Raw genomic sequence first — 13,726 nt, forward strand, 5'->3', positions numbered from 1 at the left:
TCGGCGCCGCCGATCAGACGCCCGCCCTCGTCGCGGCGCCTTCCGCGGCGCCCTGTTGCAGGGCCTCGGCGACCAGGTTGTACGCGTAACGCCAGGCCGCGGCGAGTTCGCGCGTGCAGCGCGGACCGAGCACGTCGCCGAGCGCGCCGAGCAGCGCGGCACCGACGACGTCGTAGTGCGCGGGCCGCGCGCCGTACGCAACGTGGCGCATGCCGAGGTCGCGGGTCCGCGCGACGAGATCGTCGACCCGATCGAGCCGCTCGACGATCGCCAGCAGCTCGAGCGACAGCTTGCGCTGCTGCTCGGCGGGCTCGGCCGTGAACAACGACTGCAGCTCGGGCGCGGCGGCGAAGAGCCGCGCGTAGAACCGGCTCGCGAGGGCACCGGGCTCGGCGGTGGCGGCGGCGAACGACGTCTTCACGAGGGCGATCTGCTCGGGGTTCATCTCCGGCAGCATGCGGGTCGCGCGGTCGCGAGCATTGAGCAACCAATACTCAACCTTCACTTGTCGCACTCGCTTCGCTCGCCGCTCCTGACGCCTCGGCCACGAAGTCACCCGGGCCGCAGAGCGACCCGCCCGTTCCTGCGGGAGCGCCTCGCATCTAACCTGCTCCGATCCGGATGCGCCTCACCGAACCCGCCGACGCCGGCGCGGTCCTCGACCTCCTGTCCGAAGCCGCGACGTGGACCGCCGCGAACGGTCGGGCCAACTGGCCGGCGCGCTTCCCGACCGCGATCGTGGAGCGCGGGATCGAGCGGGGCGAGCTGTTCGTCGCCGAGCTCGACGGTGAGCTGGTCGCGACGCTCGCACTCCAATGGAGTGACCACAGGTTCTGGGGCGAGCAGCCGCCCGACGCCGGGTACGTGCACCGCCTCGCCGTGCGGCGCGCGCACGCGGGACGCGGGCTCGGTGCCGACGCGCTCGAATGGGCGAGCGCACAGGTGCGGGAACGCGACCGACGATGGTTGCGACTCGACGTTCCGGCTGACAACCTGCCGCTCGGCGCGTACTACGAACGACTCGGCTTCCGGCCCCGCGGACAGGCCGAAGGCGAGCTCACCGATCCCGACGGGCGCGTCGTGCAGTGGATGGTCCGGCGGTTCGAACGCGACACGAGCGAGGAGCGGAACCCGTGAGCGCGACCGCAGCCTGGCAGGTGCTCGACGACGGGTGGACCGCGGCGCTCGACGAGGCGTGGCAGTCGTGGTGCGACGGGTCCGCGGGCGTCGGCGCGTCGATCACCGACGCGAACGGCGTCGTCATCGCGCGCGGTCGCAATCGTCGCCACGACACGCGCGACGGCGACGGCCTCGCGGGATCACGCGTCGCGCACGCCGAGATGTGCGCGCTCGCCGCGCTCCCCGACGGCAGCTTCGACGGTCGCACGTTGTCGACGACGTTCGAGCCGTGCCTCATGTGCGCGGGCGCGATCATCCTGTGCGCGGTGCCGCGCGTCCGCTACGCCGCGGCCGACCCCGTGTGGGACGGCATGCACGACTGGTTCACCTCACTGCCGCAGGCCGCGAAGCGCCGGCCCGAGCGCGAGCTCCTCGGCGGTCCGATCGGCGCGTTCGCACACGTGCTGCATCTCTCGTGGCTCGCGCTCTGGATCCCCGACAGCGACGCGGTCGCGCTCCACGATCGGCTCGTGCCGCGCCACTTGGAGCTCGCACGCGACGTCGTGGAGTCGTCCGACCTCCCCGCGATCGCGACCGACCGCGGTTCGGTCACCGACGCGCTCGACGCGCTCTGGCCCGACCTCCTCGCACTGAGCTGACCGAGCGGCGCTCGGCCCCCGGGGCCGGAGGCCCTCACGCACGCACCCGCGCCGCTTGGATCGGGTCGGACGGGCGAACCGTGGTGCCGGCGCCGACGACAACCGCTAGTGCTCCGTGTAGTTGATCTCTCCGGCACCCGGTTCCGCGACCGCGAAGCAGAAGCAATGGATCGGCGCGTGGTCGCTCACCGGGCGGAGGCTGTGAATCGTGTTCGGCGGGATGTGCACGAGGTCGCCCTGACGGATCTCGCGTTCCTCGTCGGCGATGATCATCGTGCCGCGCCCCGCGGTGACGTAATAGAACTCGTGCGTCGGGTGCTCGTGGGGGAACACGTAGCCGCCCCCCGCGACCTCGAACTCGTTCACGAGCTCGAGGTGGCCGCCCTTGGTGATGTCGAACATCTCCCGCGGCTTCACGAGCCACCACACCGGCACCGTGCCGTTGTGCTCGATGACCGGCTCGACGTCCTCGATCTTGCGTACGTCCACGAGGGCCCCCTCACGCTTGCGACGCCGGAACGGTAGCGTCATCGGCCGCAGGGCCCGGAAGCGCCGACGAGCGGAGGTGGCCGTGGCCGACGGTTCGCCCGTCGAGATCGCGCTGGAGGACGACCCCACACCCCTCGTGCGGATCCTCGGCGCGACGCTCCGCCGCTCCGCCCGGCGACCCGAGCTCGAGTCGAGGATGACGAAGATGCGCGGCGTCGTCGCGCTGAGGTCGACGGTCGACCCGCAGGCCGTGACGATGCGGTTCGCGAACGGCAAGGTGCTCGTCGAGCACGGGGTCGCGACCGACAGTGGTGTGGTCATCGAGGCCGATCTGCTGCGCCTGAACGATCCCGACGCGCCCAAGCCGAAGGTGTCGGGCGCGGCGCGCCACCCGCTGCTCGCGCTCGCCGCGGCGAAGGTGCTCGACCCGCCCGCAGGTCCGTGGCCGGAGGAAGCCCGCGCCTTCTGGGAGTTCGCGCGCAACCACCCGCGCATGCCGAAGGCGATGCTCGTCGTCGGCACCGACGACAACTCGCGCCTCACGCTCGGCGACACGCCGCCCGAGTACGAGCTCTACGGCACCGCGCACGCGCTCACGTCGGTGTTCAGCGGCGGGTCGGTGCTCGGCCAGGACATGCTCGACGGCAAGCTCTTCGGCGTCGGCTCGCTGCAACACCTCGCGGAGCTCACCGGCCGCTCGATCGCGTGGATGCTCGGCGGATGAGCGCGACCGACGCGACCCCACCGCCCGACGCCGCGTCGCTCGGCGCGTGGCTCGACGCGCACGGTGTGAAGACCGTGCGCACCGAAGGCGTGTCGCTCGACGGCGTGCTCATCGGCAAGCACCTCCACCGCGCGAAGTTCGAGCACTCGCTCCCGCTCGGCCCCGCGCTCACGGAGCTCGCGTTCGGGTACGACGTCGGCGGCACACCGTTCCTCGCGTGGTGGGACGAATGGCGGCGCGACGCGCTCGGCGACATCCACCAACGCCCCGATCTCTCCACGCTCGTCGCGCCCGCCGACGAGCCCGGTACCGCGAACGTGATCGTCGACCACGTCGACATCGACGGCAACGTCTTGCCGGTGTGCGCGCGCGGCCTCCTGCGCCGCATGGTCGACGAGCTCGCGGCGCATGGTCTCACCGGCAAGGCCGCGTTCGAGATCGAGGCGATGGTCTTCGACGTGCCGCTCAAGGACGCGCGCGCGAAGCACTTCCGCGACCTCACGCCGCTGTCGACGCCCGCGCCGCTCGCGTACCTGCTCCACAACTCGCACCTGCAGCGCGCGTTCCGCGAGGCCGCGCTCGCGCGCATCGACGCGCTCGGCATCGAGTGGGAGGCGTACAGCGACGAGGGCTCCCCCGGTCAGTTCGAGCTCAACCTCGCGCCCGCGGACCCGGTCACCGCGGCCGACCGCGCGATGCGCGCCCGCCAGGTGCTGCGCGAGACCGCGATCGACCTCGGCTACTGCGTCACCTTCATGGCGAAGCCGACGATCGACTACGGCAACGGCTTACACGTCCACCACTCGCTCACCGACGCCGACGGACTCGCGGTGTTCCACACCGAGGGCGGCGAACCGAGCGACACGATGCGGCACTGGATCGGTGGCCTGCTCGCGACGATGCGCGGCGCGACGTCGATCCTCGCCCCCACGATCAACTCGTACCGCCGGCTCGTCGGCTGGGCCGCGGCACCGACGACCGCGACGTGGGCCGAGGACAACAAGACCACCGCGGTGCGCGTGCTCACGCGCACGGAATCCGCGTCGCGCATCGAGCACCGGCTCGCGGCCGCCGACGCGAACGTCTACCTCGTGCTCGCGGCGGTGCTCGCGGGCGGCCTCGCAGGTCTGCGCCACGCGCTCGAGCCGCCACCCGCGTTCCCGTTTGCAGGTTGGGGCCTGCCCGAGAGCTACCCGCACCTGCCCACCTCGATCAGCAAGGCCGCCGACGCGCTCGAAGCCGATTCGTACCTGCGCGAGGAGCTCGGTGCGGGCTTCGTCGACTTCTGGGTCAACACGCGGCGGTGGGAATGGCTCATGTTCCACACGACCGGCGGTGACGCGTCGGCCGAGTCGGTGACCGACTGGGAGCTCGCCCGCTACTTCGAGATCATGTGACGGCGCGCGATCGTCTGCCCGTCGTCGGGATCACCGCGCACCAGGTGCTCGTCGACGAGTCCGGCTTCGAGCTCCTGCACTTCGCGGCCGCGGTGCCGTACGTGAAGGCGGTGCAGCGGGCGGGCGCGATCCCGGTCGTGCTGCCGGTCGTCGACCCGTCGGACGCCGACGAGGTGGCGCGCGTGCTCGACGCCGTCGACGCACTGATCGTCACCGGCGGCTGCGACGTCGATCCGCAGCGCTACGGCGCGCCGGTCGCACCCGAGACCGGCCCCGTCGACGCGCGCCGCGACGAGACCGAGATCGCGCTGTGCCGCGCGGTGGTCGAGCGCGACCAGCCGACGCTGTGTGTGTGCCGTGGCATCCAGGTGCTGAACGTCGCGCTCGGCGGCACGCTCACGCAGCACGTGCCCGTGCACTCGCGCGACGACGCGTACAACGAGTCGGTCCACGAGGTCATCCTCGAACCCGACAGCCGCATCGCGAAGGCGCTCGGCACCACCGCGCTCGGCGTGAACACACTGCACCACCAGACCGTCGACACCGTCGGCGCGCGTGTCCGCGTGGTCGGGCGGGCCGACGACGGCACCGTCGAGGCGATCGAGGTCGACGGCGCGCCCCGTGTACTCGGTGTGCAGTGGCATCCGGAGATGCTGCGGCACCGGCCCGAGCACCTCGCGCTCTTCCGCCAGCTGTTCGAGCCTGCGTAGTGGACGACGAGATCCGGCTCACGCTCGCCGCGACCTTCAACGGCGTCGCCGACGGCTACGAAGCGCGGCCCGAATACCCCGACGAGATCTACTCGCTGCTCGCGAACCGCGGCTGCGGCGCGGGCGCGCGCGTGCTCGAGGTCGGACCCGCGACCGGGCTGGCGACGATGCGGCTGCTCGACCTCGGTGCCGCGGTGACCGCCGTGGAGCCCGGGCCCGCGCTCGCGGCGCGTCTGCGCGAGCGCACCGCGGGTCGCGCCTGTGAGGTGGTCGTCTCGTCGTTCGAGTCCGCCGCGTTGCCCGACGCGGCGTTCGATCTCCTCGTGGCCGCGACCGCGTTCCACTGGGTCGAACCCGGCACCGGCTTCGCGAAGGCCGCTTCCCTCGTGCGCCCGGGTGGCTGGCTCGCGCTCTGGTGGACGGTGTTCGGCGACGCCTCTCGCCCCGATCCGTTCGAGCGCGCGCTCCGGCCGATGCTTCGGGACCTCGCGCCGGAGCTGCAGTTCGACGCGTTCGCGAGCTCGGTGCCGTATGCGCTCGACGTCGACGCGCGCATCGGCGAGATCGACGCGACGGGCGCGTTCGAGCCGGTCGAGCACCACGTCGTGCCGTGGGAGGGCCACCACGATGCGGCCGGGATCCGCGCCCTGTTCGCAACCTATTCGCCGTGGCTCGCGCTGCCCGAGGCAACGCGCACGCGTGTGCTCGACGAGCTCGAGCGCATCGCGCGCGACGACTTCGGCGACGCGATCGTGCGCCCGTACCAGACCGTCATCTACCTGGCCCGGCGTTCCCGCGAGAGCGGGCGGGTCGCTTCGCGGCCCTCCCGAGGCGGCGGCTGAGGCGTCAGGAGCGGCGAGCCCAGCGAGCGCGACCAGAAAGCTCAGGTGAGGAGCAGGTGACCCAGCCGGCGTGACGCGACCCAGACGCCGATCATCCCCATCGCGACGAAGTAGAGCGCGTGCAGGAGCAGGCCGGGACCGATCGCACCTTCGTTCAGCGCGCGCAGCAGCGCGACGCCATGGAAGAGCGGCGTGCACTCGGTGACGATCTGCAACCAGCGCGGGTAGGTCGACAAGGGATAGAAGGTCGTCGACAGCAGGAACAGCGGGAGCACCGCGAGCTGCACGAACTCGAAGTCCTCCCAGCTGCGCATGTACGCGGTCGTGGCCATGCCGATCGACGCGAAGCCGAAGCCGATGAGCACCGACGCGGGCAACGCGAGGATCTCCCACGCGGAGTCGACCAGACCGAGCGCGAGCATCACGACGATGAACGAGACCGCGTAGAGGAATCCGCGGATGAGCGCCCAGGTGATCTCGCCGCGCGCGACGTCGTCGACGCCCATCGGTGTCGACAGCACCGCGTCGTAGATCTTGGCGTACTTCAGCTTGTAGAAGACGTTCATCGTGCTGTCGTAGACCGCGCCGTTCATCGATGCCGACGCGAGCAGCGCCGGCGCGACGAACTCGCGATAGGTGAGCAGATGACCGCCCGGTCCGGGCACCTTGCCGACGAGGCGACCGATCCCGACGCCGATCGACAGCAGGTAGAAGATCGGCTCGAACAGGCCGGAGAAGATGATCAGCCAGCTGTGCCGGTACACCATCACGTTGCGCTCGACGAGACGCCGCGCGCGGGCGCCCCGCCACGCGACGCTGGGCGTGATGCGCGTGAGCGTCGTGGTCGACGGGGTCGACGGGGTCGATGTCATGTCGCCAACCGTCGCGTGAACGTGTGCCGGGCCCACAGCGCGCCGGCGACGACGAACACCAGCAGATACGCGACGTGGCCGAGCGAGCGCACGACTCCGGCGTCGCCGAGCGCGAGCGCACGACACAGATCGACGCCGTGCCACAGCGGCGTGATGTACGCGACCACGCGCAGGCCCTTCGGGAGCTGCGTCACCGGGAAGAACGTGCCCGAGAACAGGAACATCGGCATGACCACGAACCGGAACAGCGCGGCGAACGCGGCGTCGCCTTCACGCGTCGCCGCGTACGCGCAGATCGGCACCGCGAACGCCATCCCGGTGAGCACCGCCGAGGGAACCGCCAGCAACACCGTCCAGTGATGACCGGCGCCGAAGAGCTCCATCGTGACGAGGAAGAGCGTGACCGTGAGCGTGATGCGCATCGCGATCCACAGCAGCTGCCCGACGAGCACGTCGACGACGCGCAACGGCGTCGCGAGCATCGCGAAGTAGTTCTTCACCCACTTGATGCCGCCGAGTACGGGATAGGTCGACTCCTGCGCGCCGATCTGCATCGCGATCGCGGCGAGCATTCCGGGCGCGAGGAACGCGATGTAGCTCACGCCACCGAGCGAGTTGCGACTCGAGTGATGATGGTTCACGAGCGACCCGAGCCCCACGCCCATCGCCGCGAGGTACAGCAGCGGGCTGATGAATCCGGAGATCACGCTGCCGCGCCACATCCGCCGGTACTGGTAGATCCAGTACTCGAGCGCGCGCAGCGCGGGCGGTGTCGCGCCCATGCGACTCCGACCTTCGGCGCTCGATCCGGACGGCGACGAGTGCTTCACGGGGTGTCCGCGCCTGCGGTCCGCGCCTGATGTGCTCAATCGACCAGCGTGCGGCCGGTGAGCCGCAGGAAGACGTCCTCGAGCGTGGCCCGGCGCACGAGCATGCTCTCGGGTACGAGGTGGCGTTCGTGCACCGCGGCCGCGGCCGCGTCGCCGTCGTGCGCGTACACGAGCACGCGGTCGGGCAGCGGCTCGACCTGATCGCCGATGCCCGCGAGCTTCGCGGCCATCGCCTCCTGCTCGCCCACCGCGAAGCGCAGCTCGAGCACCTCGCGCGACGAGTACTGGTCGATGAGCGCTCGCGGCGAGCCCTCGGCCGCAATGCGGCCCTTGTCCATCACGACGAGCCGGTCGCAGAGCTGCTCGGCTTCGTCCATGTAGTGCGTCGTGAGCACGAGCGTGACGCCCTGTTGCTTCAGCTGGTACAGCCGCTCCCACACGACGTGACGCGCCTGCGGATCGAGTCCCGTCGTCGGCTCGTCGAGCAGCAGGACTTCGGGTTCGTTGATGAGCGAGCGCGCGATCGTGAGCCGGCGTTTCATCCCGCCCGACAGAGGATCGACCTTGTCGTTCGCGCGCTCGGAGAGCTGCACGAACTCGAGCAGCCGCGCCGCGCGCTCGCGCGCGACCGCGCGCGGCAGGTCGAAGTAGCGGCCGTAGATGATCATGTTCTCGCGCACCGTGAGCTCGAGGTCGAGCGTGTCGTCCTGCGGCACGACACCGAGGCGCCCGCGGATCGCGGGTCCGTCGGCCGCGGGATCGAGTCCGAGGATGCGTAGCTCGCCGCCACTCACGGGCGAGACGCAACCGATCATGCGCATCGTCGAGCTCTTGCCCGCGCCGTTCGGGCCGAGGAAGCCGAACGCCTCGCCGCGCTGCACGTCGAAGTCGATCCCGTCGACGGCGACGAAGCTGCCGAAGCGCTTCACGAGCGCGCGCGCCGAGATCAACGCCGGGTCGGATGCCACGAGGTCCGAGAGTACCGGCGCCGCTCAGCCCCTCCGGCCGTACATTTCGCGTCCGCGGCGGAACACCACCGGCGACGAGCGCAGGTCGGCGTTGTCGGACCACTGGTCGACCGAGCCGATCAGCGGCAATGCGCGCAGCGCCGGATCTTCGACCCGTGCGAGGCAGGCATCGACGAAGCGTTCGGCGCCGATGACGCGGAACGGTCGCGAGTGGAACCCGCGCGCCGAAGGCTCGACCGCGGCGGTCACGCCGAGCGCGTTGTGGCGGCGCGCGACGGCCTCGTACGCGTCGACGAGCCCCGCTTCGCGATCCTCGTACGCGCCGGCGCGCAGCGCGCGATCGAGCGCGGCGCCGACCTCCGCCGCCGCGTCGAGTTGCGCGAACGCGGATCCGAACCACTTCGAGTAGGGCGCGTACACACGCTCGATCCGGAAGCACAGCAGCATCACGTCGCGCGCGAGACGCGCGGCGAGGACGCGGCTGCCGAGATCGTCGCCGACCTCCGCGGTCCGCCCGACGAACGGCTCCTCTTGCGCGAGCCGCTTCCATTGACACGCGAGCAACCAGAGCCACACGTCGTCGGGATGGGTCGCCAGCAGCGCGCGGATGCGCGTGAGCTCGCCGAGGTCGTCGCGGAACACCGCGCCGCGCGTCAGCTCGAGCAGGCGCTGCTCGGGCGTCGTCAGCCAGTCGAATACGTCGAGGCTCGGGCGCGGGTCGAAGCCGACGATCCGCCGCGAGAGCCCGCCCGTGCTCTCGACGCTCACGTGGTGTTGGCGCGCCACCTCGTCCCACTCGAATCTCACCGGGTAGCCGCGGTGCTCGGCGGGGAGCCGCTCGTCGAGCGCGCGTCGCAGCTCCTCCGCGTCGGCAGGATCGTGGTCGTCGCCGAGCAGGATCTGCAGGCGCGGTCCGAAGCCGTGATCGGTCGAGCGCTCGGTGTCGAGGCCGAGCACGTCCGATCCCCACCCCAGCAGCGCGGCCGCATGCGGTCGCACGCCGACGATCGGTGCGACGACCTCCGCGTAGAAGGACCGCGCGAGCTCGATCCCGGGCACGAAGCTTTCTGGTCGGGCTCGCACGCTTCGCCCTCCTCGACGAGTCACGCTGCGACTCGGCGGGCCGCAAAGGGCGACCCGCCCGTTTCGGCAGGAACTTCGAACTGCCGGCGTATGGTCGCACTGTGTTCATGGTCGCGCTCGCTCGATCTTCGGTGCTCGCGACCGGCGCGCGCGCACGGAACCGCTCGCCGCTCCACGACGCGAGATGGGCGCGACCCAGGTCGCGTGCTCGCTCCGCTCGCGGCTCGCGTCTTCGGCCATGACCCTGACCGACGCGGTGCGGTCGACGGTCGACGGCTTGCCGGGTGTGTTCGGCGTGTACGCGCGGAACCTCGCGACCGGCGAGACCGTCGAGCTCGACGCCGACCGGGTCATGCCCGCAGAGAGCACGGCCAAGACCGGCGCGCTGATCCTCTACTCGCGGCTCGTCGACGCCGGCACGCTCGACCCCTCGACACGTGTCGAGCTCAGCGACTCCGACAAGTACATCGGTACCGGCGTGCTCCGATTCCTGGCGAGCGGGCTGCAGCCGACGCTCGACGACCTCGCGTGGTTGATGATCATCGTCTCCGACAACTCCGCGACCGCGATGTTGATGCCGCGGCTCGGGACGCTCGACGACTTCGCCGCCGCGATGCAGGCGCTCGGATGCCCGACGCTTCGCATCAACGAGATCGAGATGGGCGACGCGCTCGCGGGCACGCCGTTCTCGGTGAGCTCACCGCGCGATCTCGCGGAGCTGTACGCGCACCTCGACGAGCGGTGCCGCACGATCCTCTATCGCCAGCAGCACCTCGTCGGCCTGCCGCGGCGACTCCCGCACATGGCGTACGCCGCCGACGTCGCCATCACCATGCCCGTGCGCGTCTACAACAAGACCGGCACCGGCATGGGCCGCTTCGTCGACTCCGGGCGCTTCGAGACCGACACCGCTTCGTGGGTCGTCGCGGCCATGGCCGACGGGCAGACCGACTTCGCGTCCCGGCCCGAGGACGCCGCGCCGAACGCGTTCGCGCGCATCGGCGAGCTGCTCTACGAGGCGTGGGGCGGGTTCGAGGGGTAGCTACTGCGCGTTCGCGCGCGCCGGCCGCCGGACGAGCTCACCGCCGCAGTTCGGGCAGACGCCCGCGAGCACGCCATCGGCGCAGTCGCGGCAGAACGTGCACTCGAACGAGCAGATCGCCGCGTTCGTCGCGTCGGGCGGCAGCGGCGCGCCGCAGTGCTCGCAGGCCGATCGCATCTCGAGCATGCGTGCATCGTGACGCATGTGAGCGGCGCGCGCCATGACGACGAACGCGCGATTCGGGCCGTCGCGCTACGGCGTCTCGCCGCGCGCGCGTCGCTCCGCGAGATCGAGGATCTGCATGTAGATGTCGTACACGTGGAAGCCGTAGTTCGGGCCGGTCGCCCACGTGCCGCCGAGCGAGTACCAGGTGCGCGAGTGCCCGGACCCGCGGAGGTGAGGCTCGTGCAGCAGCGCGACAGGATGCGCGAACTGCTCGATCTTCTCGAGCGTCGGGTCCGCGTAGACGCGCAACAGCTGGATCTGCGCCCGCACGCCGATCTGCGCGGTCTCGAACAGGTCACCGTGCTTGCAGCTGTCGCACGCGTCGATGCCCGCGAAGTTGTTGTCGGTCGGGATCAGGAGCCCGTGACCCGGGAAGGTGAACGCGCCGGTCTCGAGGACCGACTGCGCGAACGCGACGTCGCCGCGGACGCCCTCCGCCTTGCCTTCGGAGATGTAATAGCCCGCGAGCGTGCGCATCGGCACCGTGAGCTGAGGCTGATGCTTCAGGTGGAGCGAGTCGATGTACGCGACGAGGTCGTCGGCGGTGAGCAGCGTCGGGCCCATGATCGGGCTCGCCGACGTCGTCGCGTCGTCGAAGAAGCGTTGCTGGTCGCGATCGGCCTGCGCGAGCTCCGCGGTCGCGTCGACCTGGCGTTGCTGCGCGGCAGCGAGGCTCCCCTGCGCAGCCTGCCACTTCGACGTCGCCTCGTTCAGGCCCTCGGTCGCGTCGTCGACCCCGCGTGCCGCGCGCACCTGCTCGTGCTTCTCGTAGTCGACGAGGTCGTGCAAGCGATCGTGTGAGCTGCGGACGAGCGTGAGGTTGCGTTGCAGCGTGACGATGTCGTTCGCCGATGCGAACGACGACAGCGCGCCCGTGAGCTCGACGCTCGATCCGAGCATGTACGCGTTCGCCGCGAGCACCTTGATCTCGCTCTTGATCGCGACGAGCTTGCGCACGACCGCGTGCGCGTGTGCGACCGCCTGGTTGCGCTTGTCCTGCGCGACGCGGACGTTGTCCTGCTCGGTCGCGACCTGACCGGTCCACATCGAGATGTCGACGTTCGCCTGCGCGAGCGCGGCGGTGCCGTCGGCGCGGTGCTGGAGAAGGAGGCGGCCGAAGTCGTCACCGGGCGGGAACGGGGGCGGCGGCGGCAGGATCGCCACGCTCGTCGGCGGCGCGGGCGCGGTCGCCGGCGGGACGGTCGAACCCGGCGTGGTCGTGGTGGTCGTCGTGGTCGTCGACGTCGTCGTGGTCGTCGACGCCGCCGCGACGCCGCTCACACAGACCGCGAGCGCGACGAACAACACGGAGATCGTGCGGGCCGCCCCGATTACGGGCGCGTGAGGACGTCGTGCTCGCGCCACCCTCCTTCATCGGCAGCCCGACCCGATTTCCGGAGGCGATTCCTTCTGGTCGGGCTCGCAAGCCTCGCTCCCGGCGCCTCAGGTGCCGAACGCGGCCGCGCCGCTCGCTTCGCTCACGCGCTCTGGTGGGCACGTCTTCTCAGCTCCGGGGGACGGCGCTCCAGGCCACGTCCTTGTCGACCCGGGGCTCGCCCGGGAGGCCGAGCACCCGCTCGCCGAGGATGTTCCTCATGATGTTCGAGGTGCCGCCCTCGATCGAGTTGGCCTGCACCCGGAGGAACGCCTTCACCGGCTTGCTGAGGTCGAGCGCGGTACGGGGCCGCTCGAACGTGTAGCCGTCGTAGAGGCCGGCCTCGGGACCCATGAGGTTCACGACGAAGCTCCCGATGCGCTGGTTGAGCTCCGCCATCATGAGCTTGGCGACGGATCCCTCCGGGCCGGGCGTCCCCTGCTTGCGCGCCTGCGACGCGCGCACGTTGGTGAGTCGCAGCGCCTCCGCCTCGCACCAGAGCTTGGCCAGCTTGTCGCGCGCGATGGGATCGTTGCGGTCCGTCTTCGACCACGCGTGCAGCGCGGTCGCGATGAAACCGCTCCCGCGCGGCGCGACCGTTCCGCCGATCGACACCCGCTCGTTCATCAATGTCGTGAGCGACACGCGCCAGCCTTCGCCGACCTCGCTCAGCCGCTCGTGATCGGGGATGCGCACGTCGGTGAAGTACACCTCGTTGAACTCGGCCTCGCCCGTGATCTGCACGAGCGGCCGCACCTCGACACCGGGCGCGTGCATGTCGACGACGAAGTAGGTCATGCCCTTGTGCTTCGGCGCGTCGGGATCGGTGCGCGCGATGAGCATGCCGAAGCGCGCGATGTGCGCGAGCGTGGTCCAGACCTTCTGCCCGTTGACGACCCACTCCTCGCCGTCGCGTTCGGCGCGCGTCGAGAGGCCCGCGACGTCGCTGCCCGCGCCGGGCTCGCTGAACAGCTGGCACCACACCTCTTCGCCGGTGAAGAGCGGGCGCAGGTAGCGCTGCTTCTGCGCGTCGCTCCCGTGCGTCACGACCGTCGGCGCGCCCATGCCGTAGCCGATCGGGTTGCGACCGTACGGACTCGGCGCCTTCGCCGTGCCGAGCCGAGCGTTGACCGTGTTCTGAAGCTTCGGTGAGAGTCCGAGCCCGCCATTGCCCTCGGGGAAGTGCACCCACGCGAGCCCGAGGTCGAACTGCGCGCCGAGGAAGTCCTCGGCCTTCGCCGTCGCGGGGTCGTGCTCCGCGAGCAGCTGCTCGCACAGGTCGAGGACGCGCTGCTCTTCGGATGCCACGGCTGACTCCCGTCCACGAAACTTGACCGAGCGGTCGAGTGTACGGACGGCCCTGCGGAACCGCACGCCCGGTGCCGCCGCGC

General features: G+C 70.9%; 16 protein-coding genes. 7 read left to right on the forward strand and 9 right to left on the reverse strand.

Annotated features, from left to right (window positions below; translation table 11 throughout):
* Positions 1-13 precede the first annotated feature (13 nt).
* A complete protein-coding gene (locus VH914_13900; protein ID HEX4492298.1) occupies positions 14-505 on the reverse strand; it encodes a globin domain-containing protein in 492 nt (163 codons plus the stop codon).
* Between the two features lie 116 nt (positions 506-621).
* Here VH914_13900 and VH914_13905 point away from each other — a divergent pair, with 116 nt between their 5' ends.
* Both VH914_13905 and VH914_13910 read left to right on the forward strand, forming a co-directional pair.
* The gene (locus tag VH914_13905; GenBank protein ID HEX4492299.1) at positions 622-1,137 is read left to right on the forward strand and encodes a GNAT family N-acetyltransferase; all 516 of its coding nucleotides are present in this window, start codon (positions 622-624) and stop codon (positions 1,135-1,137) included.
* Positions 1,134-1,778, forward strand: coding sequence for a deaminase (locus VH914_13910; GenBank protein HEX4492300.1), 645 nt, complete (start codon positions 1,134-1,136; stop codon positions 1,776-1,778). The genes VH914_13905 and VH914_13910 overlap by 4 nt, the downstream gene beginning before the upstream one ends.
* 105 nt (positions 1,779-1,883) lie before the next feature.
* On the opposite strand, the gene VH914_13915 is transcribed toward VH914_13910, so the two are convergent.
* A complete protein-coding gene (locus VH914_13915; GenBank protein ID HEX4492301.1) occupies positions 1,884-2,267 on the reverse strand; it encodes a cupin domain-containing protein in 384 nt (127 codons plus the stop codon).
* 82 nt (positions 2,268-2,349) lie between these two features.
* Between VH914_13915 and VH914_13920 the strand changes: the two genes are divergently transcribed.
* Genes VH914_13920 through VH914_13935 form a run of 4 tightly spaced genes read left to right on the forward strand, consistent with a single transcriptional unit; the run spans position 2,350 to position 5,940 of the window.
* Positions 2,350-2,991 carry a hypothetical protein gene (locus VH914_13920; GenBank protein ID HEX4492302.1) on the forward strand — a complete coding sequence of 214 codons (642 nt, stop codon included), beginning with the start codon at positions 2,350-2,352 and terminating at the stop codon, positions 2,989-2,991.
* A complete protein-coding gene (locus VH914_13925; GenBank protein ID HEX4492303.1) occupies positions 2,988-4,388 on the forward strand; it encodes a glutamine synthetase family protein in 1,401 nt (466 codons plus the stop codon). Before VH914_13920 ends, VH914_13925 begins: the two co-directional genes overlap by 4 nt.
* The gene (locus tag VH914_13930; protein ID HEX4492304.1) at positions 4,385-5,098 is read left to right on the forward strand and encodes a gamma-glutamyl-gamma-aminobutyrate hydrolase family protein; all 714 of its coding nucleotides are present in this window, start codon (positions 4,385-4,387) and stop codon (positions 5,096-5,098) included. Before VH914_13925 ends, VH914_13930 begins: the two co-directional genes overlap by 4 nt.
* Positions 5,098-5,940, forward strand: a complete 843-nt coding sequence (locus VH914_13935) for a methyltransferase domain-containing protein (protein ID HEX4492305.1) — start codon at positions 5,098-5,100, stop codon at positions 5,938-5,940. Before VH914_13930 ends, VH914_13935 begins: the two co-directional genes overlap by 1 nt.
* 41 nt (positions 5,941-5,981) lie before the next feature.
* On the opposite strand, the gene VH914_13940 is transcribed toward VH914_13935, so the two are convergent.
* The 4 genes from VH914_13940 to VH914_13955 all read right to left on the reverse strand — a co-directional run bounded on the left by VH914_13940 (position 5,982) and on the right by VH914_13955 (position 9,693).
* Complete coding sequence (locus VH914_13940; GenBank protein HEX4492306.1) at positions 5,982-6,812, reverse strand: ABC transporter permease; 831 nt, start codon at positions 6,810-6,812, stop codon at positions 5,982-5,984.
* Positions 6,809-7,594 (reverse strand): ABC transporter permease, encoded by a 786-nt coding sequence (locus VH914_13945; protein HEX4492307.1) that lies wholly within the window; start codon positions 7,592-7,594, stop codon positions 6,809-6,811. Before VH914_13945 ends, VH914_13940 begins: the two co-directional genes overlap by 4 nt.
* A gap of 83 nt (positions 7,595-7,677) precedes the next feature.
* Positions 7,678-8,610 (reverse strand): ABC transporter ATP-binding protein, encoded by a 933-nt coding sequence (locus VH914_13950; protein HEX4492308.1) that lies wholly within the window; start codon positions 8,608-8,610, stop codon positions 7,678-7,680.
* Between the two features lie 24 nt (positions 8,611-8,634).
* On the reverse strand, positions 8,635-9,693 hold the full coding sequence (locus tag VH914_13955; GenBank protein HEX4492309.1) for a DUF4037 domain-containing protein: 1,059 nt from the start codon (positions 9,691-9,693) through the stop codon (positions 8,635-8,637).
* A gap of 238 nt (positions 9,694-9,931) precedes the next feature.
* Between VH914_13955 and VH914_13960 the strand changes: the two genes are divergently transcribed.
* The gene (locus VH914_13960; GenBank protein HEX4492310.1) at positions 9,932-10,735 is read left to right on the forward strand and encodes a serine hydrolase; all 804 of its coding nucleotides are present in this window, start codon (positions 9,932-9,934) and stop codon (positions 10,733-10,735) included.
* Here the strand turns inward: VH914_13960 and VH914_13965 are convergent, their stop codons facing one another.
* The 3 genes from VH914_13965 to VH914_13975 form a co-directional block, all read right to left on the reverse strand.
* A complete protein-coding gene (locus VH914_13965; protein HEX4492311.1) occupies positions 10,736-10,921 on the reverse strand; it encodes a DUF1272 domain-containing protein in 186 nt (61 codons plus the stop codon). It abuts the gene before it with no gap.
* 66 nt (positions 10,922-10,987) lie between these two features.
* Complete coding sequence (locus VH914_13970) at positions 10,988-12,268, reverse strand: glucosaminidase domain-containing protein (GenBank protein HEX4492312.1); 1,281 nt, start codon at positions 12,266-12,268, stop codon at positions 10,988-10,990.
* Between the two features lie 196 nt (positions 12,269-12,464).
* Positions 12,465-13,643 (reverse strand): acyl-CoA dehydrogenase family protein, encoded by a 1,179-nt coding sequence (locus tag VH914_13975; GenBank protein ID HEX4492313.1) that lies wholly within the window; start codon positions 13,641-13,643, stop codon positions 12,465-12,467.
* Positions 13,644-13,726 lie beyond the last annotated feature (83 nt).

The organism is Acidimicrobiia bacterium, assembly GCA_036271555.1.
Classification (GTDB): domain Bacteria; phylum Actinomycetota; class Acidimicrobiia; order IMCC26256; family PALSA-610; genus DATBAK01.

What these genes read in the sequence shown, in the direction of transcription:
- VH914_13925 (HEX4492303.1), top strand. Translation starts at nt 2,988, where the DNA reads ATGAGCGCGACCGACGCGACCCCACCGCCCGACGCCGCGTCGCTCGGC.
- VH914_13905 (HEX4492299.1), top strand. Translation starts at nt 622, where the DNA reads ATGCGCCTCACCGAACCCGCCGACGCCGGCGCGGTCCTCGACCTCCTG.
- VH914_13965 (HEX4492311.1), bottom strand. Translation starts at nt 10,921, where the DNA reads ATGCTCGAGATGCGATCGGCCTGCGAGCACTGCGGCGCGCCGCTGCCG.
- VH914_13960 (HEX4492310.1), top strand. Translation starts at nt 9,932, where the DNA reads ATGACCCTGACCGACGCGGTGCGGTCGACGGTCGACGGCTTGCCGGGT.
- VH914_13940 (HEX4492306.1), bottom strand. Translation starts at nt 6,812, where the DNA reads ATGACATCGACCCCGTCGACCCCGTCGACCACGACGCTCACGCGCATC.
- VH914_13945 (HEX4492307.1), bottom strand. Translation starts at nt 7,594, where the DNA reads ATGGGCGCGACACCGCCCGCGCTGCGCGCGCTCGAGTACTGGATCTAC.